16 protein-coding genes and 2 pseudogenes are annotated in these 19,952 nt (G+C 69.9%); 11 read left to right on the forward strand and 7 right to left on the reverse strand.

Translation table 11 applies throughout. The annotated features are described in order from the left end of the window. The first annotated feature begins 948 nt into the window (after positions 1-948). Complete coding sequence (locus IEZ17_RS39425; protein ID WP_189308448.1) at positions 949-1,458, forward strand: GNAT family N-acetyltransferase; 510 nt, start codon at positions 949-951, stop codon at positions 1,456-1,458. A gap of 729 nt (positions 1,459-2,187) precedes the next feature. Then, on the forward strand, positions 2,188-3,423 hold the full coding sequence (locus tag IEZ17_RS39430) for a SpoIIE family protein phosphatase (protein WP_189308449.1): 1,236 nt from the start codon (positions 2,188-2,190) through the stop codon (positions 3,421-3,423). A 92-nt stretch (positions 3,424-3,515) separates the two neighbouring features. On the opposite strand, the gene IEZ17_RS39435 is transcribed toward IEZ17_RS39430, so the two are convergent. After that, positions 3,516-4,016 (reverse strand): MarR family winged helix-turn-helix transcriptional regulator, encoded by a 501-nt coding sequence (locus IEZ17_RS39435; RefSeq protein ID WP_189308450.1) that lies wholly within the window; start codon positions 4,014-4,016, stop codon positions 3,516-3,518. A gap of 43 nt (positions 4,017-4,059) precedes the next feature. Here IEZ17_RS39435 and IEZ17_RS39440 point away from each other — a divergent pair, with 43 nt between their 5' ends. Continuing rightward, the gene (locus IEZ17_RS39440; protein ID WP_189308451.1) at positions 4,060-4,302 is read left to right on the forward strand and encodes a hypothetical protein; all 243 of its coding nucleotides are present in this window, start codon (positions 4,060-4,062) and stop codon (positions 4,300-4,302) included. A gap of 26 nt (positions 4,303-4,328) precedes the next feature. Here the strand turns inward: IEZ17_RS39440 and IEZ17_RS39445 are convergent, their stop codons facing one another. After that, on the reverse strand, positions 4,329-5,309 hold the full coding sequence (locus IEZ17_RS39445; RefSeq protein WP_189308452.1) for a C1 family peptidase: 981 nt from the start codon (positions 5,307-5,309) through the stop codon (positions 4,329-4,331). A 744-nt stretch (positions 5,310-6,053) separates the two neighbouring features. Here IEZ17_RS39445 and IEZ17_RS39450 point away from each other — a divergent pair. The 4 genes and pseudogenes from IEZ17_RS39450 (at position 6,054) to IEZ17_RS39465 (ending at position 9,936) form a co-directional block, all read left to right on the forward strand. Continuing rightward, positions 6,054-7,703, forward strand: coding sequence for a sigma-70 family RNA polymerase sigma factor (locus tag IEZ17_RS39450; protein ID WP_189308453.1), 1,650 nt, complete (start codon positions 6,054-6,056; stop codon positions 7,701-7,703). A 314-nt stretch (positions 7,704-8,017) separates the two neighbouring features. Then, positions 8,018-8,260: pseudogene (locus IEZ17_RS39455) on the forward strand (GNAT family N-acetyltransferase); the annotation flags it as partial. A 175-nt stretch (positions 8,261-8,435) separates the two neighbouring features. Next, complete coding sequence (locus IEZ17_RS39460; RefSeq protein WP_189308454.1) at positions 8,436-8,897, forward strand: hypothetical protein; 462 nt, start codon at positions 8,436-8,438, stop codon at positions 8,895-8,897. A 94-nt stretch (positions 8,898-8,991) separates the two neighbouring features. Beyond that, positions 8,992-9,936 carry a DUF8832 domain-containing protein gene (locus IEZ17_RS39465; protein ID WP_189308455.1) on the forward strand — a complete coding sequence of 315 codons (945 nt, stop codon included), beginning with the start codon at positions 8,992-8,994 and terminating at the stop codon, positions 9,934-9,936. Positions 9,937-10,098: 162 nt separating this feature from the next. Here IEZ17_RS39465 and IEZ17_RS39470 read toward each other — a convergent pair whose 3' ends face one another. Together IEZ17_RS39470 and IEZ17_RS39475 are read right to left on the reverse strand one after the other, a co-directional pair. Then, on the reverse strand, positions 10,099-10,653 hold the full coding sequence (locus IEZ17_RS39470) for a GNAT family N-acetyltransferase (RefSeq protein WP_189308456.1): 555 nt from the start codon (positions 10,651-10,653) through the stop codon (positions 10,099-10,101). A 241-nt stretch (positions 10,654-10,894) separates the two neighbouring features. After that, positions 10,895-12,499, reverse strand: a complete 1,605-nt coding sequence (locus IEZ17_RS39475; protein WP_189308457.1) for an amidase — start codon at positions 12,497-12,499, stop codon at positions 10,895-10,897. Between the two features lie 438 nt (positions 12,500-12,937). On the opposite strand from IEZ17_RS39475, the gene IEZ17_RS39480 reads away from it, so the two are divergent. Beyond that, on the forward strand, positions 12,938-14,077 hold the full coding sequence (locus tag IEZ17_RS39480; protein WP_189308461.1) for an SGNH/GDSL hydrolase family protein: 1,140 nt from the start codon (positions 12,938-12,940) through the stop codon (positions 14,075-14,077). A gap of 379 nt (positions 14,078-14,456) precedes the next feature. Further along, positions 14,457-14,684, forward strand: a pseudogene (locus IEZ17_RS39485) (ergot alkaloid biosynthesis protein); the annotation flags it as partial. 175 nt (positions 14,685-14,859) lie between these two features. Here IEZ17_RS39485 and IEZ17_RS39490 read toward each other — a convergent pair. Further along, positions 14,860-15,435, reverse strand: coding sequence for a hypothetical protein (locus tag IEZ17_RS39490; protein WP_189308458.1), 576 nt, complete (start codon positions 15,433-15,435; stop codon positions 14,860-14,862). A gap of 7 nt (positions 15,436-15,442) precedes the next feature. Continuing rightward, positions 15,443-16,081: a class I SAM-dependent methyltransferase gene (locus IEZ17_RS39495; protein ID WP_189308459.1), complete on the reverse strand. Its 639-nt coding sequence runs from the start codon at positions 16,079-16,081 to the stop codon at positions 15,443-15,445. A gap of 609 nt (positions 16,082-16,690) precedes the next feature. Here IEZ17_RS39495 and IEZ17_RS39500 point away from each other — a divergent pair. Beyond that, on the forward strand, positions 16,691-17,752 hold the full coding sequence (locus IEZ17_RS39500) for a S53 family peptidase (RefSeq protein WP_373300073.1): 1,062 nt from the start codon (positions 16,691-16,693) through the stop codon (positions 17,750-17,752). Positions 17,753-17,920: 168 nt separating this feature from the next. On the opposite strand, the gene IEZ17_RS39505 is transcribed toward IEZ17_RS39500, so the two are convergent. Beyond that, positions 17,921-18,637 carry an SDR family NAD(P)-dependent oxidoreductase gene (locus IEZ17_RS39505; protein ID WP_189308460.1) on the reverse strand — a complete coding sequence of 239 codons (717 nt, stop codon included), beginning with the start codon at positions 18,635-18,637 and terminating at the stop codon, positions 17,921-17,923. A 494-nt stretch (positions 18,638-19,131) separates the two neighbouring features. Here IEZ17_RS39505 and IEZ17_RS39510 point away from each other — a divergent pair, with 494 nt between their 5' ends. Further along, positions 19,132-19,896 carry a thioesterase family protein gene (locus tag IEZ17_RS39510; RefSeq protein WP_189308463.1) on the forward strand — a complete coding sequence of 255 codons (765 nt, stop codon included), beginning with the start codon at positions 19,132-19,134 and terminating at the stop codon, positions 19,894-19,896. The last annotated feature ends 56 nt before the right edge of the window (positions 19,897-19,952 follow it).

Raw genomic sequence — 19,952 nt, forward strand, 5'->3', positions numbered from 1 at the left:
CCTCGCTAAGCTCCTGGCAACAGCCAGTTGATCAAATTGTGTTGCGACGACTCCTGGAATCCGCCAGAAAGGGCGGGGCCTTTCCATGTGCGCAGGAAGTGCTAGCCGTACACGCACGTGGTACGGGTCGGGCGCATCCGGGGGCCAGGTCACGCGCAAGGCACAGCCGATGACATTGATGCCCTGTATTTGGGTGAGGACGGTACGCCGGATTTCTCGGGGGCGACGTGCGGCGACCCGCCGGCCCGCGTCGGCGGGTTCGGTGTGCACGATCGCGTGGTGGCGGACGACGAGGAAACGGCGTTGCGGACCCGGAGGAGTTCGAGCAGGACTGCCCCCGGCCGGCCGTTGCCCGCTGGGACTGTCCCAAGTACGTCGTGGAGGTGGCGGCTTCAGCTGCGGGGTGGTGGGACGAGTATCCGGCACGCGAGTTCGTCACGGACGCGTGATGGCCGTCTGCGGGGGCTCGGCGAAGTCGGAGCGGAGCGAGATCGCCGAGCCACGGTTCGATTCGCTTCCGTCCCACGGGATGAGGCCGCGCTCCGCAAGCGGGCAAGTGCGCAGCCTTCCTCTGAGCCGATCGTGTGAAACTCCGTGCATCAGCACCCTCGCGCAGCTGCGCAAGACGGCGCTCGCCCTCCCGGAGGTTGAGGCCACGCACTTCGGCATGACTGCCTTCTCAATACGGGGCAAGCGCTTCGCCTCGGTGACGAAGGACGGCGCTGGAGCCGGTGTCGCAGCGTAGGGAGGCGGAGCTGCCGGCCTTGCACGGGGTCGGCCCGAAGGCCGTCAGTATCTTGATCTTGTCGAAGGCGCTGGACCGGGGGGACCGAGTCGGAGGGGCGGAAGCAGGGCGGTCCCGACCTGTGGGGGGTGAGCAACTGTTGCGGATCGCAGGGCGGAAGAATTGCGTTGCCGGGCCTTGGTGTTGCTCGGCATGCTCGTGTCGTGATCAGCGACCACGACTCCAACGGCACTGCCGTCGTCCTGCCGGTGAGGGTGCGCGACTTGCTTCAGCGGGATCTGCCTGCGTGTAACTGGTCCGGGTCGGCGACCCATCTGCGCCAAGTGGAGCGGGAGTTGGCGCGTGCCGCGGCCGGTGAGGTGGACTACCTGGCCGTCTGCACCCCCAGGGACGTGCCGGTGGCGATCGGCGGGATCGACTACCAGGTCTCCGAGGGGGCCGGGGCCGTGTGGCAGCTCGCCGTGTTGCCTGCGCTCCAGTCCTGCGGTCTGGGGACGCTGCTCATCCGGGCCGCTGAACAGCGGATCGGCAGTCGCGGACTGCACAGGGCCGAACTGGCCGTGGAGGAGGACAATCCTCGGGCTCGCGCGCTGTACGAGCGGCTGGGCTATGTCGCGTACGGCCGTGAGCCGGATGCCTGGGACGAGGAGGCGCCCGACGGGTCCATCCGCCGTCACGAGACGATGTGCGTGCTCATGCGCAGGGAGCTGTAGCCCCGCCGTGGGCGGATCGGCAAGCGCTCGCTTCCTGCCCGGCAAGGCGGCGCTCGGCCTCTCGCGTTGCTCCTCGTCCGGTGAGAGCACGAAGTCCTGGCTGGGCGCCGGACCGAAGTCCGTGAAGTACACCTTCGGTTCCGGAAGGTGCCGGCGGAACCTGCCGTGCAGGTGCGATATGATCACGGCGTCACTTCGCTTCTGCGGACGAACTACGGTTCCGCGGACGGGAGTCGCGCGTCTGTGGTCCAAGGAAAGACGTCCACCAACCGGTGGGAGATGCAGGTGCAAGGCCTGCCGGGCGCTCCGGACAAGGTCCCTGTTCATTGCGAGCAGGGACCTTTCGGGTTTCACGTCACCGCCCTTCCCGCGAGGCAACATCAGGCGAAGGGCCGCCGACAGCCCGTCTCTGGTCGCCGCTTCGCACGCCTCCCGTAGAAGCAGGCAAGGAATCCGCGATCGGCGCGTGGGCGCCCGCGTGATGCCCTGCCGGGCGTCGGAGGGGCGACGAACTCACCCGAGGCCGACCTGTGTGTCGGGGGCGAGGCGGTGCCTGCGGGGCGGATCCGAATGTTGGCATGTGCACGCCTTGGTGGTGGGTCGTGTTCGGGCTCCCGTGGCGGGCGGGGCGCGGTGCGGTGCTGTGGCGGGGGACGCGCAGCGCGCAGGGCGGGCCTGCGGTGCGTAGCGTGGATGCTGAGGGGGCTTCCCGGCCGAGGAGGCTGGTACGTGAGGCCGGAGCTCGACTACCAGGCGCTGTTCGCCGCGACGCCGAGTCCGTACCTGGTGATGGGTACGGATCTGGTGGTCGTCGATGTCAATGACGCGTACTGCCGGGTGACCGGCCGCTCCCGTGAGGAACTGGTCGGGCTGCCCCTGTTCACCGCATTTCCGGACAACCCGGCGGACCCCATGGCGGACGGGGTGCGCAACCTCCGAGCCTCTCTGGGGCGAGTGCTGGCCACCGGGGAGCCGGACACCATGGCGATGCAGCGCTACGACATCCCGGTGTCCCGCCGGCCCGGGGACTTCGAGGAACGCTGGTGGTCCCCGGTCAACACGCCGGTCCGCGGACCGGACGGGCGGGTGGCCTACATCATCCACCGGGTCGAGGACGTCACCGCGTTCGTGCACGCGCACCGGTTCCACCGGGGTGACCGGTTGGCCGAGCGTGCGCAGAGCATGGAGGTCGAGCTGTATCTCCGGGCCCGCGAGCTGCAACGCCTGAATGACGAGCTGCGGGCCGCGCATGCCCGGGAGCGGCAGGTCGCCGTCACGTTGCAGGAGGCGATGCTGCACTCCCCGGACCTCGCCCGGCACGAGGATGTCGCGGTGCGCTATCTGCCGGCGGTCGGTTCGCTGAATGTGTGCGGTGACTGGTACGACACCGTCGACCTGGCCGACGGTCGGTTCACGGTCGCCGTGGGCGACGTGGTCGGCCACGGTCTGGAGGCCGCCACCGTCATGGGCATGCTGCGCAGTGCGCTGTCGGCGGCCAGCCGGGCGGTGACCGGGCCCGCGCAGGCGCTGGAGGTGCTGGGGCTGTACGCCCGCTCGGTGGACGGGGCCCTGGCGGCCACCGCGGTCACCGCTCTGATCGATACCCGTCTGAAGCTGATCGTCTATTCCAGCGCCGGCCACCCGCCTCCCGTATTGCTGCGCGCGCAGGGAGGCTGCCGGTTGCTGGACCAGGCCACCGACCCGCCTTTGGGGGCGCGGCCCGAGCATGTGCCCCGCCCGCAGGCCGGCACCGCCTTTCGCACCGGCGACACCCTCGTCCTGTATACCGACGGCCTGATCGAGCGCCGGGAAGAGGACATCGACAGCGGCCTGGCCCGGCTCACCGAAGCACTGGCCCCCATGAGCAACCTCGGCCCCCAGCGTCTGGCCGACGCCCTGCTCGCGAGGCTCGGTGTTGCCGGGGGCGGCCGTGACGACATCGCCCTCGTCGTCGTCCGCCTGTGAGCCCGGCCATCCGTGCGTCCTGGACAGCGCCCGTGGCGCCGTCGGCTGCGCGGGTCAGCCGGCCGTATCGCTGGAGGTCGTGGCCGGCGAGGTCACATTTCGTCGACCAGCTCGGTGAGCCGGTGGGTGAGGTCGGTGATCGCCGCGCGCTGGTCCGGGGTGAGTTCGCGGAAGGCGCGGAGCTGGCGTTCACGGAGGCGGGTGCGGTGTTCGGCGAGGAGGGCGGCGCCGGTATCGGTGAGCGAGACCCGGACGCGGCGTTCGTCGCCGGTGGTGCGGGTGCGGGTGACGATGCCGTCGCGGTCGAGCTGCTTGAGCATGCGGGTTGCGGTGGGGGCGGTGACGCCCGCGCGCTCGGCCAATTCGCCGACACCGAGGGCGCCGTGGTCGGCGAGCGCTTCCAGCAGCTGGATCTGGGAGAGCGACAGGGCGGGCCGCCCTTGACCGGCCAGTCGGCCGCGGGTGCGTCGTACGGCGCCGAGCAGGTCGTGCACGGCCCGGGTGAATTCCTGGAACTGCGGGTCATCGGCCTGCGGCAGCCGGTCGGCGGTCCCCTCTGCCGGGGTGGGTCCGCTTTGCGGTCGTGAGGTCATGGAGCCACTGTAGTTAACAAGCTAAGAATTAGCTTGTTAACTATTGGCGAGTTTCGCCGAGCTGCGCCGCTTCTCCTTCGACACCGCCCTGACCGCCAACCCCGACACCCTCCCCACCTTCGCCGACCCCACCCACATCACCTTCGGCGGCGACTTCCCCTACGCCACCCCCGAAACCTGCGCCTACTTCACCCAGCGGCTCGACGCGTACCCCCTCGACGACCGCCGGCGCGCCGCGATCAACCACGGCAACGCCGAAGCGCTCTTCCCCCGACTCGCCTCGTGAGGTACGGCGTCGACTCCGCCCGGCTCCTACTTCTTGATGAGCTTGCCGACGGCGTTGGCCTCCCGCACCTGCTGGGCCAGGAAGTCCCAGGACAGGTTGATGAATCCGTGGTCGCCCCAGTGGGTGCCCCAGGAGTTCTCCACCCGGACGCCCTTGCCGTTGTAGCCGATGATGGTGACCTCGTGACCGCCGGCAAGCTGCTCACCGGGAGTCGGGGAGTATGCGTAGGAGGCGGCTTGCCGCGCGTCGAGGGAGAAGAAGCTGTCGTACACCGGAATCGAGATCACCACCGGCTCCCCCTGGGCGAGGGCAGCCTGCACCTCGGCCTTGATCCGGCTGCCGGTGTGGAGCGGGGTGTAGCCGGACAGTTTCCACTTCGATGCGTTGCGCGTCTCGTCGGCGGTGGGCTGGGTGGTGTAGTCGAAGTCGCCTTGCCGGTAATGGGACTTGGAGTCGACGCCCTGTGAGGTGGCGATGCGGAAGTGCTGTTGCGGGGAGGTGCCGACGTTCTGCCCCTTGACTATCTGGGCGTAGGTGAACATGGGCGCCTGGGGGCCGCCGGTGATGCCCTGTTCGTGTTCGAGGATGCTGTAGGCCGAGTAGTCGATGGACCATGCGACGCACGACCCGACCTGGCCCTGATTGCCGGGCTTGGCCGCGTACTTGGCGAGGTCGACACGGGCGGGGAGGGTCTGCCGCTTCTTGCCGGACGTGGTGCCGTCGGTCGTCGGGCGCGGAGCCATGGCCGACAGGTTCGGGTCCACGGACCGGTTCAGCGCGGACGTGCGCCACGTGGACTCGGACGGCAGGGCGCCGAGGCCGAACGGATGGGTCTTCGCTCTGGTGGCCTGTGGCGCCGGGGCGGCGGGCCGGTCGTGGTCCGGTCCGAGCGTGCTCGCCGAGGAGACCCCGACGGTCACGGCCGCGAGCGTGCCGGCCGTGGCCAGGGCGATGGTGGTACGCGAGGTACCGCTGAGGGACTTCCATTTGTGGGAAGCGCGACGCATTGATGTCCTCCTGTGGTGTCAGGTTTCCGGCATGTCGACGTCGGCCGGCGAGGCCGGCCGCGCCCTCGAAGGCGTCGGGGCCGATGGGGCCGTGGCGGCCCGGGACGGCGGCGGAGCGGTGGCCGGGTGAACAGCGAGTCGGCGATCGCGGCACTCTGCGATCGGGACGAAGCGAACAACGGGCCTATCTGCGTGGGGAGATGGGAATCATCGTGGCTTTCCTGTCGGCACGGCGAATGGTTCGCCGGTAATCCCGAAATGCATGTGGGGGCAGGGAAATTCAGGGTGCCGCAGGAAGAATTCAGGGCTGCCGCAGCCGTCGTGAACTGGACGCTTTCGAAGGCATGTCCAATGGGCAGTGGAAGTTAGCGGAGCTGCGAGCCCCGAGCAAGTCCAAGTGGCCTTCATCACAAATGGGTTGGTCCGATTCGTGCCCAAAGGCGCTGTGCGGGCCAAAGGGCTGCAACGGTGCGCGGGGTTGCCCCACCGGGGAACTGATCTCGTAAGCCCGGTCCCGGCCGGCCACTTCATTGCCGATGGCGTGCAGCAATCCTGAGGGATGTCCTGAATGTTCTTACATCGGTGACTATGTCGCGCTGATGTGCCGGAATGATGGGAATCGTCGTGCGCTCCGATCGAGGCCCGGAAGAAAATTTCTGGGTTTCTGTTATCCGAGCCGTCCTGACAGGGTCTCCCAGGTATCGAAGGCATGCAGACCCGTCGCCACAGAGAAAGAGGACGGACATGACACCGGAACGGGAAGCCGCGGTCATCACGGCCGCGCAGGCGGGGGATCAACGGGCTCAGGACGAGCTCATCGCCGCGTACCTGCCGCTGGTGTACAACATCGTCGGACGTGCGCTGCACGGTCACGCCGACGTCGACGACGTGGTGCAGGAGACCCTGCTGCGTGTCCTGCGCAGCCTGGCCGATCTACGGGACCCGCACCGGTTCCGGTCATGGCTGGTCGCCGTCACGATGAACCAGATACGCCGCCACTGGCGCGGCAAACAGGCGCTGGCCTGCGATACCGGGGTCGACGAAGTGGCCGACGTGGTCGATCCCGGTGCGGACTTCGTCGACCTGACCATCATCCGGCTGGGGCTTTCCGGTCAGCGCCGGGAGGCCGCCGAGGCGACCCGGTGGCTGGACGAGGACGACCGCGCCCTGCTGTCGCTGTGGTGGCTGGAGGCGGCCGGTGAGCTGACCCGGGCGGAGGTCGCCGCGGCCCTGGAACTGTCCGCGCCGTTCGTCGCGGTGCGGGTGCAGCGGATGAAGGCGCAGTTGGAAACCGCCCGGGTGGTGGTCCGCGCACTGCTGGCGGAGCCCCGCTGCCCGCAGCTCGCGCCCGTCCTCGCTGGTTGGGACGGAGTCCCCACCGCGCTGTGGCGCAAGCGCATCACACGACACACCCGCGACTGCACCGCCTGCTCGGGCCACCGCAGCGAACTGATACCCGCGCAGAGCCTCCTCGTGGGCTGCGGGCTGGTACCGCCGACCGCCACGCTCATCTGGTGGGCGGCCCAAGCGGGCCACGGAACGGCGGCGTTCGCCCCGGCAGCTCAGACGGTCGTTCCCGGCGGCGACGGCGTCATGACGCCGACCGCGGCGCACCGTTCCACCGGCCTCGGTGGCAGGCGGCACGGCAGCCACCGCCGCCCGTCGATGCGCCCACGAGGGGCGCATCTCCTCGCCGGGGGCGCCGCGGCGACGGCTGCGGCCACCGTGATATCCGTAGCGATCGGCTCCCCGGGCAGCGCCCCGAAAACGACCGCCGGCGTCGCCCAGCCGGTGCGGGTGCAGTCGGCACCCGTGGCCGGAGCGCCACCGCTCAGCCCCTCGCCCTCGGCCACCCCCCGCCCCACACCACATCCGAGCCGGACACCGGCCGCCACACCCCGGCCGACCGCCCCCTCCCCGTCCCACCGGGCGCCGACCCACAGCAGCACCCCGACCGCACGTCCGTCCACCGCCTCCGATGCGGTCGGACAGGTTCTCGCCGTGATCAACCAAGCGCGCGCCGCCCACGGCCTGCCGCCCTACACCATCACCACCGGCCTCACCCGCAGTGCCACCGGGCACAACGCGGCGATGGACAACGGGTGCGGTATGTCCCACCAGTGCCCGGGCGAACCCGCGCTGGGAGACCGGGAGACCGCGGCGGGTGTGCACTGGGGCGCTGCGGGCGAGAACATCGGCCAGGCGACGGCCGGAGCGGACGCCCAGCAGATCGCCACCGCCGCCGTCAACCTCACCAAGTCCATGCTCGCCGAGCAGCCGCCCAACGACGGTCACCGCCAGAACATCCTGAGCAGCACCTTCACCCACGTCGGCATCGCCGTCTACCGGAATCCCGACGGCACCGTCTGGCTCACCCAGGACTTCTCCAACTGAGCTGCCGTTGGTGGGGATCAGGGGTTCGCTGGGCGGGCCGGAGAACCGGGCCGGGACCCACCCGAGGGCATCCTCGGCCAGGGGACGACGACGTCTGGTGACCGTGGTGGGAGAGGGCGCTCGCCGCCAGGCTCCCGGTGGGCCAGGTAGGCGCGGACGGCCGCCACGATCACCTCGCGTCCAGGCGCCGGCGCCGTATTGAAGGCCGCTGAAGGGGAATGCGCCCCCGGGACGGGCCGTCTCGGCTGGTTGCCGTACCAGCGGGGGGAGTCGGCGAAGGTGGCGCACTGGTACCGGCGGGCCGAGGCGTCCGGGTCCTGCCCACCGCCCGCGGTACCGGGGTCGCCCCGCGGGCCCTCGCAACGCTGACGGCCTGGGCGCTGGACGAGGCGGGCTTTCACCGCCTGGAACTCGCGCACTCGGTCCGCAACGTAGCCTCCTGCCGGGTGGCCACCAAATCCGGCTTCGCCTTGGAGGGCACCCGACGCAGCGCGCATCTGCAAATGGACGGCCGGCACGACATGCACCTGCACGCTCGCGTCCAGGGCGATGCGTGAGCCGCGACCGGGCGAGATCAACGCTGGGTACGTATCGGCGGGCGATACCGAGTGCCGCGGGGCCTGGTCTCCCTCCGGATACCAGGTGGGGGTATGCTCCAGCCGAGGGCCGTCGGCTGCCGTAAGGGCTGTGTTCGGCTGCCCGCCGGGCGATCGACGAGGGAATGGGGCGGCGGTGGACAGTGCGCGGTCGCGTGGGCGGGCTCCGGCCCGGCTGCTGGCGGTGTGCGCGGTGCTGTTCGGGCTGTTCCTCATGCACGGTTCCCCGGCCGCCGCTGTCGGCTGCCACACATCCCTGTCGGCGCCCGCGCCCGTCATGCATCACGACCACGCCGCTCAGGCCGGGGACATGGCCGGAGTCGAGAGCGCTCTCGCGACGCCCGCCGCCTCGTCCCTGCCCATGGTGCATCCCGGTCTGCCGTCCATGGCCGGTGACCACGACACCCAGTGCGTCGCCACCCCCGTCCGTGACCGCAGCGTGCTGCCGACCGTAGGGATCCTGGCAGTTGGGGTGCTGACGGTCCTTTTCGGATGGGCGCTGATGCGGCGGTATCCGGTGGCCGGGGCTGTGGGCCGGCGCGGTCCGCCGACCGGTGGCCGGGCCTTGCTCCTACGGGTGTGCACAGCGCGCATGTGACAGGACCTTGCCCCGCCCGTCGTACGGGCTGCGGGCCATGCGTCCTGATCCTCCGCGCGCCGGTGCGGCGCGCATCTCCCGAAGGCTTTCTGTGATGTCGTTCACCTCTCGTTTCACCCTGCGCCGTCGTGGTCTCGCGGCGGCCGGTACCGCAGCCGTGCTCGCGCTGACGATGGCCGCCTGCGGCTCGTCGAAGGACTCGTCCGACTCGTCCAAGCCGGGCATGCACCACGGCGCGGCGTCGCCGTCGTCCTCGGCGAGCGGCACACCGTCCATGCCCGGCATGGACGACGGCTCGATGCCCGGCATGGGCCACGGCAGCACGGGCGACGGCCTGGCCGGCGCCAAGGACGGCTACAAGCTGTCGTCCGGCGCCGGCGAACTCACCGCGGGCAAGGACACCGCGTACCCGTTCACGATCAACGGGCCGGACGGCAAGCCCGTCACCGGCTTCGCCGTGGACCAGACCAAGCGGATGCACTTCTACGCGATCCGCTCGGACCTCACCGGTTTCCAGCACGTCCACCCGGCCATGGCGGCCGACGGCACCTGGACCGCCGACCTCGCGGCCCTCCAGCCCGGCTCCTGGCGGATGTTCACCTCCTTCACCCCCGACAGCGGACCGGGCAAGGGCAAGGACATCGTCCTCAGCCGCGCCGTCACCGTCCCCGGCGACGCCAAGCGGACGCCGCTCCCCGCGGCGGCCACCAGTGCCGAGGTCGACGGCTACACCGTCACGGTCAAGGGCGACCTGATGGCCGGTATGGCCCACCCGATGACGGTGGACATCAGCAAGGACGGCAAGCCGGTCACCGACCTCCAGCCCTACCTGGAGACGTACGCGCACCTGACCGCCTTCCACGAGGGCGACCAGGCCTTCGCACACCTGCACCCGCAGACCAAGGTCAACGGAGACAAGGGCGGGCCGGAGCTGTCCTTCCACACCATGCTGCCCAAGTCCGGCAACTGGCGGCTGTTCCTGCAATTCCAGACCGGCGGCAAGCTCCACACCGCCGCGCTGACCCTGCGCGTCAGCTGACACCCGGCCGGGGGCGGCATCGTGCTGTCGCCCCCGGCCGTGCGCCGACGGGTCCTCGCGCACGGCGAGCCGTGGATCACGAGACCGTCACCGTCACCGTGCTGCCGACCGCCAACTCCCACCCCGCCGCTTCCGGACCGCGACCCGGGGCCGCTCGAACCATCAGGTTGTCGTCGAGTGCAACTGGGCGAACTCGTCGGTGAGCATGCCCATCATGACGACATCGCGGTGGCGGCCGGCCAGGAACGCAAGCTCACGCAGGCGGCCCTCCTCGACGAATCCGAGTCGGCGATGGAGAGCCAGCGATGCCTCGTTGTGCGCGAAGATCCGCACCTGGCACTTGTGGTAGCGCTGCTCGGCGAACATGAAACGGAGCAGCAGCACAGCGGCTTCTGCCGCGTAGCCCTTGCGGCGATGCTCGGCGCCGATCGTGACGCCGTATTCGAACCAGCCCGCGCGCGGGTCGGCGTGGTGCGATCCGACGGCGCCGACTATGTCCCCCGTGTCGACGGCTTCGACCGCCAGCTGGAAGCGGTCGCCGTCAGGCCTGGCGGACGCCTGCTTCGCCGCCCAGACCCGGTAACTCTCCGCGGAGCGAGGCGGGTTCAACAGATCTCCCAGACGCTCTTCGTCTTCGGCGAACCGCTGGAACGCGACCGCGTCGTCAGGCTCGATCCCACGCAGACGGACACGCTTTCCGACCCAGAACGATGTCATCCCTTATTCGATCATTCCCGGCGTCTCACGTCCAGACGATGCCCGGCCGGTCCGCAGACAAGGTGGGGAGCGCGTCGTTGGGAAATGGGGAGGGTCAAGACCGGGAACCGCAGGGAACGTTACGCGGGCCGACGCGAGGAGTCTCCGACGTACCGTCGGTGCGGCCTGTGTGGGGTCGCACCTCCATGGATGCGCGACCCCACCGGCCGGATCACCCGTACCGGGTGTCCTCGCCGGGCCGTTACCGAGTGGCGTCGGGTCCCACCGACGGCAGGTAGCGCGGCCGTCGCCAGGCGCGTAGTTGGTGCTCCACCGCGGCCCCCAGTGACAGGAGTGTGGCGTCCTGGTGGTAGCCGGCCATCAGGAGCAGTCCCACGGGCAGTTCGTTCACGGATCCGGCGGGTACCGACAGGGACGGGTATCCGGCCACGGCGGCGGGGGTCGAGGAGGGGATGACGTCGTTGTCGCCCCGGGCGCAGTCAGTCGTCCAGGCGGGCGGGTTGGTCGGGGCGGCGATGGCGTCCAGCCGGTGGGCGGCCATGGTCTCGTCGATGGAGCGCCGGGAGAGGTCCTTCAACTGGGCTCGTGTGGCCCGGTATTGAGGGTCACTGGTGGAAGGCGAGGCAAGCGCCCTCTCGAACAGTTCCTGGCCGGCGAAGCAGGTCTGCTCCGCCGGATGGCTGCGGTTGAAGGCGATCAGCCCGGCGAGGTTCCGCGGCCCCTGGCGCGTGGCGAGATAGGTGTCGATGTCCCGGTGGAACTCGCTCAGCAGCGCCGGGAATTCGAGCTCGGCCAGTCGCTTCTGGTACGGGGGCGCGACCTCGACGACCACGGCTCCCGCGTGACGCAGCTTCTCCGCGGTACGGGTCATCACGGCGTCCACCTCGGGTCCCAACGAGGGCAGCCGCCACAGGCCGATCCGTTTGCCGCGCAGACTGCCGGCATGCGTCAACCCGTCCGGGAGGCTCGGGTGATGGCCGGGGCGCGAGGAGTCGCCGCCGCTGAGCACCGCAAGGGTGAGCGCGGTGTCGATCACGTTGCGGGCCATGGGGCCCGCGGTGTCCTGCTCGGCGGAGATCGGGACCACTCCGGCCCGGCTGACCAGGCCCAGGCTGGGCTTGTGCCCGACCACCCCGTTCATCCCTGCCGGGCACACGATGGAGCCGTCCGTCTCGGTACCGATCGCCACCTGCGTCAACGAAGCAGCCAGTGCGGCGGCCGAACCTGCCGAGGACCCGCAGGGGTTCCGGTCCAGCACGTAGGGGTTGCGGGTCTGCCCGCCCACCGCCGACCATCCTGATGTCGGCTTCGCCGCACGGAAGTTCGCCCACTCGGACAGATTGGTCTTGCCGAGGATCACCGCCCCCGCTTCCCGGAGTCGGCTCACCAGGGTGGCGTCGTGTGCCGGGGGGCTGCAGGCCAGCGCCAGAGACCCGGCCGTCGTGGGCATGTCGCGGGTATCCACGTTGTCCTTGAGCAGAACGGGGATGCCGTCGAGCGGGCCGCGGATCTCACCACGCCGATGCCTGGCGTCGCTGGAGGCCGCCTGGTCCAGCGCCGTCGGGTCGGTGCGCAACACCGCGTTGATCTTCGGGTTGACGGCCTTGATCCGCCGTAGATAGGCGGCGGTCAGTGCCGACGAGGTCAGTGAACCGTCCGCCATGCGTGCCTGTAATTCCGGGATCGTCACCGTGTCGAGATCGAATCCCGGACTCGGGGGCAGACCGGTCTGCGGTGGACCGCCGACGCCGGGTTCGGCGGCTGCCGCACGCGGATTCGGTGTGCCGGCACAGAGGGAGCCCGCGACCAGGGCGCCGATCAGCGTGGCAATGCTCCGCTTCCTCATGCTCCTCATGCAAACCAGCGGACTATAGGTGGACGACCCGGCGCAAGAGCCTTTCGCGTCGCCGTCCGAGGTCGGAGGAGAGCCGGTCATCGCGCCTTCGGGCCGCATACGAAACACCGACACCGGTGCTCACTGACGTGGCGTGGCGTGGCGTCCAGGCCTGGGCAGTCGAACTCCCTTGCAGCGCAGGCAAGTCCGCTTCCGCGTCTGCCTCAGCCTCTGCCTCCGTGTCCAACTCCGCCTGCGCGTCGCGCACATCCCCCGGCCGTCCCCGGCACCAACTCCGGGATCGGTCACGGCACAACCTTTAGGCTGCTCCGGGGGAGTGCCTGAGGATGTTCCAAGGCCCGTTGGCGGGTTCGCTCCTCCGGAGGCGTTGTGACAGTCCGGCGAACGACCTATCAGACTCAAGAGGTGGCAGGAGCGGTGACGGTGGCGATGCGAGAGGTTCCGCTGGTGGGCGGGCCGGTGGAGTTACGGGGAGCGCTGGACCTGGAGACCACGCAGGCGGGGGTGATGCCGCGCCGGCTGCCCGCGTGGACCAAGGAGCAGTACCAGGACCCGTCGGTGTACGGCGTGACCGTGATGCCTTCGGGGGTGCGGCTGGTTTTCCGTACCGATGCGCGTGAGCTGGAGTTTGATGTACTCATCTCCACAGGGCAGCTCGACAGCGACCCGCACCCCCGTCCGACGGGGATGCTGGAACTGCTGGTGGACGGTGTCCCGGCCGGGCGGCAGCAGGCGCCGGTGGGCAATGTGCTGCGGATGGCGGGGCCCGGGGCCGAGCATCGGCTGATTCCGGGCGAGCCGGGGACCGTACGGTTCGCCGGGCTGCCGGCCGGGATGAAGCACGTCGAGCTGTGGTTGCCGCAGCAGACCCCCACGGAATGGGTGGCGTTGCGGGCGGACGGCGAGGTGTTGGCGCCGTTGCCGGACGGGCGGCGCCGTTGGGTGCACCACGGCAGTTCCATCAGCCACTGCATCGACGCCGACGGCCCGACCGGCACCTGGCCGGTGGTGGCGGGGGCGCTCGGGGGAGTGGAGGTGATCAACCTCAGCGAGGCGGGCGGCGCGGTCCTGGACCCCTACGTCGCCCGGACGATCCGCGATCTGCCCGCCGACCTGATCAGCCTCAAGCCAGGCATCAACATCGTGAGCCTGGCCGCTTTCCGGCTGCGGACGTTCGGCCCGGCGGTGCATGGATTCCTGGACACGATCCGGGACGGACATCCGGACACCCCGCTGCTGGTGCTGTCCCCGGTGAGCTGCCCGGCGTTCGAGGAGACTCCCGGGCCGGCCGCGATGGGCCCGGACGGGAAGTTCACGGCTCTGGGCGACCCGGCCGATGTGGCCGCCGGGGCGCTGTCGCTGACGGTGGTCCGTGCGGAGCTGGCCCGGATCGTGGCGGTCCGGCAGGCACACGATCCCCATCTGCACTACCTCGACGGACGCGAGCTGCTCGGCCCGGACGAGGTGGACGACCTGGCCGACGGCCTCCACCCCAACGCCGCCGCCTACCGCCGGATGGGTAAGCGGTTCGCCGCCCATGCCTTCGCGGACGACGGTCCCTTCCGCTGAGCGTCTCCGGGCTCTGCGCCCGCACCGGGTACGGAGCCCGGGCATCCCGGCGACCAGCGCCTCGCCGCACCGGAGATCCATCTGCTCACCGAACGGAACGTACTGCCGCAGTCGCCAGACCCTCCGCCGCCAACACCCGTGACAGCAGCGGGCTGCAACCGCTCGTACGTCGGCCGTTTCCCAGGCATCGTCGGGATTCCGGCGTTGAGCTCATGGCACCTCAAGGGGCCGGACGGACCGGGTAGCAGGACGACGACCGAGCTCACGGGCGATGCGACGTGGCCGACGGATCACGGCCCCGCCGCCATCAGGATCGATGCCCATCCGGATCGATGCCCATCCGGGGCGGAGCTCGCCCGTGTGGATTGTCCTGCAAGGTCTCGCCGAGGTCACCGGCCGACCCGTGATCCACCGCCGTCTCTCGTACGAGGAGATGCGCGATCACCTCACCGCGCAGATGCCCCGGGAGTTCGCGGAGATGCCGGCCGGCATGGACCGTGCCATCGCCGAGGGGGCGGAGGACCGCACCACCGACGCCGTCCAACGCCTCACCGGCCGGCCACCGAACGACTTCCGCACCGTCGCCGAACGGGAGTTGGGGGAGTAGAGGCGCGACAGATGACGTGACCAGGTGACGTGACCAGGTGACGTGAACGAATGACGGGAAGCAGATGGCGTGCGGTGACACCGCAACCGGTGGGCGGGCCTACGCGATCCGCTACTCCCGCCCGCGGCCACACAAGCGCGCAGCTGTGGCGTCTTGAGCCTGCTGCGTGCCGGCGTCAGAAGAACAGCCCGGCGACCAGTAGCACGAAGAACATGGCGAACGAGGCGACGGCCGCGAGTGCTGCACCGGCGGACAGCCAGCTGAGGATCAGCAGCAGGACACCCCACGGTTGGGGATTGGCCCGTAGCGGTACGCCCTTGTCGACGGAGACCCGCTGGGGCATGGCGCACAGGAAGAGCAACAGAAGGGCCGCGCCGCTCACGATGCCGAGGAGGACCGCGAGGACAATTGCGGCCCTCGGCGGATTGGGTTGGGTGTACCCGCCGTCGGACCGGAGCTGTAGGCGTATGGGACTGCTGCCGGTGTCCCGGACTTCGTAGGCGTGCGCCGAGGCATCGGTGTATCTGCCGTTCTGCGCGACGAACGTGCCCGTGCACTCGCGATGGGTGCTCTTGCCGCTGCCGACGGTGAAGCAGTGTGCGGCGGTGAGGGTGCCGGGAGTGCCGGCCAGGGCCGCGTGATAGGTGAACGAGCTCCAGGCGAGAGACATCAGCCACGCCGCCAGCGTGAGTATGCCTGCCGCGAGGAGTAGGCCGACGGCGGTCAGCGACAGACTGGGCTTTGATTGCATGCTTGCGTTATACCTGTTGCGTTGTGGCCGCCGTCGGCCGAGCGTCCTGCGGGTCATGTGGCGGATCCGGCGGCATCTGCTGCCGTCCCATCCACCTCGGGGTGGGGTTGAGGCCTCTCACGCAGTTGCGCCGTGGCGAGATGGATCGTGAAGGCGCAGGGAACCTGCCCGCCTGGCTCCGTCGTCTTCCCCGCCTCGGCACAGAACGCCGCACGAACAGGTCGTACGCCTCGCCGCCGACGGCCCCACCTCCCACCACGCATGCCAACACCCCACCGGGAGACAGCACTCGGGCAGCCTCCGCTCCGACGTGTTCGACCTCGTCCATCAGCATCAGCACCATATGAGAGACACAGGCATCGAAGCTGTCGTCGGCGAAGGGAGGATCCTGGGCCCGGCCCACTTCCCACCGCACCGCGGACAACGCCGGTCGGCGTCGTGCCAGTGCCGGTGATTCCGGAGACGGGTCCAACCCCGCGAGCTGTCGCTCGTCGCTGCGTGCCAACAACTCCAGCAGCAGGCCGTCACCGCAGCCGAGGCCCAGCACGCGCCGGCTTCCGGCCACCCGATCGCACAAGATCTCATAGTTGGACCGGCCGTCCGGAGCGCGGTCAGCACCGAACGATCCGTCGTTCCCGGTCTTCATCGGCCGGCGGCCGGCAGCGGCTTGACCATTCCGTGCAGGTGCCGAGACGCCGATCCTCCTTGCAGGGCGGCCAGTTGAAGTTCGTGATCAGCGACCGCCGCCGGGGCGAACCGTTCCGCGACCCAGGGAAATCCTTTGCCGTAGCCCGGTGTCTCCTTGACGCAGGGTTCACTACTTTTCAATAAAGCCACCACTGACCGGGGTGGCATCACTGAGTGCACGTGCGCAACTCATCACCGGCAGCTTCACGCAACCCCCCTGACGGGACGTCACATCTGCATGGCGCTCGAAATGTCATGTTCTTGACACTCTCTCGACGGCATGATCTTGAAGACGTCCTCGGAGTGCCGACTGCCGGCCCTTCCCCCTACGGAGGTCGTTCCCTTGAGTTCTCCACGAAAGGGCAGATCCGATCGCACGAGAGGACTGGCGCGCCGCGCCGTCCCGGCCCTGCTGTCGGCGACAACCCTCGTCATCGGCGGCGTGATTGCCGCCAGCCCGTCCAGCGCCGCACCGGCACCCGCGACCCACGCGTCACCCGCCGCGTCCGCGGCCCGCGCCAAGGTCCCCACCCACCGGCTGTGCGCGCGGCCCGCGCACCCCGGCTACATGTCCTGCAACGCGGTGGCCCGTACGGACATCAAGCAGCAGCTGTCCCTGGGGCCGGACGCCGCCCCCTCCGGCTACGGTCCCAGCGACCTCCAGAGCGCGTACAACCTGCCCCAGTCGGGCGGCAGCGGCCAGACCGTGGCGATCGTCGACGCCAACGACGACCCCAACGCCGAACAGGACCTGGCAACTTACCGCTCCCAGTACGGGCTGCCGGAGTGCAGCACCGCCAACGGGTGCTTCCAGAAGGTCGACCAGAACGGCGGCACCAACTATCCGGCAGCGGACGCCGGTTGGGCCGGCGAGATATCCCTCGACGTGGACATGGTGAGCGCGGCCTGCCCGTCCTGCCACATCCTGCTCGTCGAGGCGAACAGCGCCAGCATGGACGACCTGGGGACTGCGGTGAACCGCGCGGTCACCATGGGCGCCAAGTTCGTCTCCAACAGCTACGGCGGCTCCGAGGACTCCACCGACCCCGCCTCCGACGAGAAGTACTTCAACCACCCGGGCGTCGCCATCACCGTCAGCTCCGGCGACAGCGGCTACGGCGTCGAGTACCCGGCGGCGTCGCAGTACGTCACCGCCGTCGGCGGCACCTCACTCCAGCAGGACAGCAGCGCCCGCGGCTGGACCGAGACTGTCTGGGGCTCCAGCGCCGGCGGTAACGGCGCCGGCTCCGGCTGCTCCCAGTACGACAGCAAGCCGTCCTGGCAGCAGGACACCGGTTGCAGCAATCGCACCGTCGCCGACGTCGCCTCGGTCGCCGACCCGGCCACCGGCCTCGCGGTGTACGACACCTACCAGGCCAGCGGCTGGAACGTGTACGGCGGCACCAGCGCGTCGTCCCCGTTCATCGCCGGCGTCTACGCCCTCGCGGGCACCCCTGGTTCGACCGACTCCCCGGCCTCGTACCCGTACTCGCACGCCTCGTCCCTGAACGACGTCACGTCCGGCGCCAACGGCTCCTGCTCGCCGTCGTACCTCTGCACCGCGGGTACCGGCTACGACGGGCCGACCGGCCTCGGCACCCCGAACGGCACCGCGGCCTTCACCCAGTGAGATGGCCTGGACGGCGCAGGACGCCGCCCACGCCGTGAGCAGGCGGTGACGCAGCAAGCCGACGCGTAGCCGACTGCCGCAACCGACCGTCACAGTCCGGCGGCCTTCGAGGCGCCGGACTGTGACACGGAGCAGTAGGCGCCGGTCGACCGGGGGATCACCCCCGGCTTACCAGCCGACCTCGCCGGTCGAGTCGAAGAGCCGTCCGCTGGGCCCGTCGGTCGCCAGAGCGAGTCGCACGATCGTCGCGGCGCTCTGTGCGGGCGTGCTGGTGCCGGTGTGGTTGTTGAGCGCGGTCGCCGTGAAGCCGGGATCGACAGCATTGATCAGAAAGCCCGGCAGGGCACGGGCGTATGGGTAGGTGAGCATGTTGAGGACCGTCTTCGAGACCGGGTAGACCAGCCCTCGCAGTTGGGACTCCATGCGCTCGGGGTCGTCGTTGACGGCGAACGATCCCCGGCCGCTCGTCACATTGACGATGCGCGGGCGGTGCGACTTGTGCAGGAGAGGCAGCAGGGCGTGGGTGGTTCGGACCGCGCCGAGGAGATTGACGTCCATGACGTCGCAGAAGTCGTCGGCGGTGGTCTCCTCCACCGCGGGGCGGGTGCCGCCGATACCCGCGTTGTTGACCAGCACGTCGAGCCTGCCGTGCTCGGCTCCGATCCGCTGTGCCAGGGCGTCGACCTGGGACCGGTCCGTCACGTCGAGGTGCGCGAACCGCACATCGCCCGTACCGGCCGACAGCTCGTGCGCGACCGCACGGCCCCGTTCCGGATTCCGTGCACCGAGATACACCACCGCTCCCGCAGCTGCGAGTTGGCGGACGACTTCCCGCCCGATTCCTTGGTTGGCACCCGTCACCAGGGCTATGTCTGCGCTCGTCATGGCACCATCGTCGCCCTCGACCCGCAACAATTGCGGCGTTGGCGTCGCCCGGCCCGTCCCCGTCGCCCCGATGGCTTGCCCCCGCGCAACTCCCAGACTCTGCACCACCGGTACCTCCCCCATCCGCCGACAGCTCGACGGGCTCGGCTGCTCGGCCGGGCGTCGGCGGATGTCCTGCGGGACCGCGTCATGCCCCCATCGGCGTGCCCCCATGCCCCCATGCCCCCATGTCTCCGTGCCTACGCCGGCATCCGCAGATGGCGATAGTGGTGGCCGCGCCGTAGGGGACGGCCCGGACCAACCCTGTTGCGCCGCGCCTCTGCCCGTTGTGGGATGGATCACGGCCGTCGTCCGCAGGCCGTTCAGCGCCCTACGATCCTGATCACGGGCATGGGTACGGCCGTCCCACCCATCGCACTCAACTGCCTGTTCCGCCTGAGGAGATCCGTCCCGTGACTACCGGCACCGCCGCGCGCGAGAGCTACTACGAGCGCATGGACGAGCACCGCTACAAGCCCACGGCCCACGCGGGCGGCGCATGGAACGCCGACGAGCAGCACTTCAGCCCGCTCGCCGGCCTCATCGTCCACGCAATCGACCGGCACCTCGCGCAACGCCCCGGCAACAGCCTGACGCCGGCCCGGATCAGCTATGACATCCTCGGCCGTATCGCCCTGGACGAGTGCGAAATCAAGGTCACGACGATCCGCCCCGGCCGGACCATCGAACTCCTCGAAGCCGTCCTGCTCATCGACGGCCGCCCGGTCGTGCGCGCCCGCGCCTGGCTCCTTGCCTCCCTTGACACCTCGGCCGTGGCCGACAGCCCCCACGAACGCCTCCCCGCCCCCGAAACCCTCGCGCCATGGGCGATGGGCGAGGTGTGGAACGGCGGCTACGTCTCGTCCATCGACGTCCGACGGACCACGCTGCTCCGCAAGGGCCGTGCGGCTGCCTGGATTTCTAGCCGTGTCGACCTGGTCGCCGGCGAGCCCAGCAGCGCACTCGCCTCGTACATCGCCCTCGTGGACACCGCCAACGGCATCGCCGTTCAGCAGGACCCCACCGCGTGGATGTTCCCCAACCTCGACCTGACGATCCACCTGCACCGCCAGCCGCAAGGCCCCTGGACCGGACTGGACACCACCGTCACCTTCGGCCCTTCCGGGCAGGGGCTCACCAGCAGCGTCCTGCACGACATCAACGGCCCCGTCGGCCACGCCGAGCAGATCCTCACCGTCCGCCCCCTGACTCTCGACTAGTACTGCAACCGCATGTGGGGGTCGTGGCCTCGGCGTTGGTAGTGGCAGCGGCGGGC

Source organism: Streptomyces albospinus (assembly GCF_014648695.1).
Classification (GTDB): Bacteria; Actinomycetota; Actinomycetes; order Streptomycetales; family Streptomycetaceae; genus Streptomyces; species Streptomyces albospinus.

Coding starts and splice junctions, on each gene's coding strand:
- IEZ17_RS39435 (WP_189308450.1), bottom strand. CDS start 4,016: ATGACCTCACGACCGCAAAGCGGACCCACCCCGGCAGAGGGGACCGCC.
- IEZ17_RS39445 (WP_189308452.1), bottom strand. CDS start 5,309: ATGCGTCGCGCTTCCCACAAATGGAAGTCCCTCAGCGGTACCTCGCGT.
- IEZ17_RS39495 (WP_189308459.1), bottom strand. CDS start 16,081: ATGAAGACCGGGAACGACGGATCGTTCGGTGCTGACCGCGCTCCGGAC.
- IEZ17_RS39505 (WP_189308460.1), bottom strand. CDS start 18,637: ATGACGAGCGCAGACATAGCCCTGGTGACGGGTGCCAACCAAGGAATC.
- IEZ17_RS39465 (WP_189308455.1), top strand. CDS start 8,992: ATGTCGTTCACCTCTCGTTTCACCCTGCGCCGTCGTGGTCTCGCGGCG.
- IEZ17_RS39480 (WP_189308461.1), top strand. CDS start 12,938: ATGCGAGAGGTTCCGCTGGTGGGCGGGCCGGTGGAGTTACGGGGAGCG.
- IEZ17_RS39510 (WP_189308463.1), top strand. CDS start 19,132: ATGGACGAGCACCGCTACAAGCCCACGGCCCACGCGGGCGGCGCATGG.
- IEZ17_RS39490 (WP_189308458.1), bottom strand. CDS start 15,435: ATGCAATCAAAGCCCAGTCTGTCGCTGACCGCCGTCGGCCTACTCCTC.
- IEZ17_RS39470 (WP_189308456.1), bottom strand. CDS start 10,653: ATGACATCGTTCTGGGTCGGAAAGCGTGTCCGTCTGCGTGGGATCGAG.
- IEZ17_RS39500 (WP_373300073.1), top strand. CDS start 16,691: ATGTCCTGCAACGCGGTGGCCCGTACGGACATCAAGCAGCAGCTGTCC.
- IEZ17_RS39450 (WP_189308453.1), top strand. CDS start 6,054: ATGACACCGGAACGGGAAGCCGCGGTCATCACGGCCGCGCAGGCGGGG.
- IEZ17_RS39475 (WP_189308457.1), bottom strand. CDS start 12,499: ATGAGGAAGCGGAGCATTGCCACGCTGATCGGCGCCCTGGTCGCGGGC.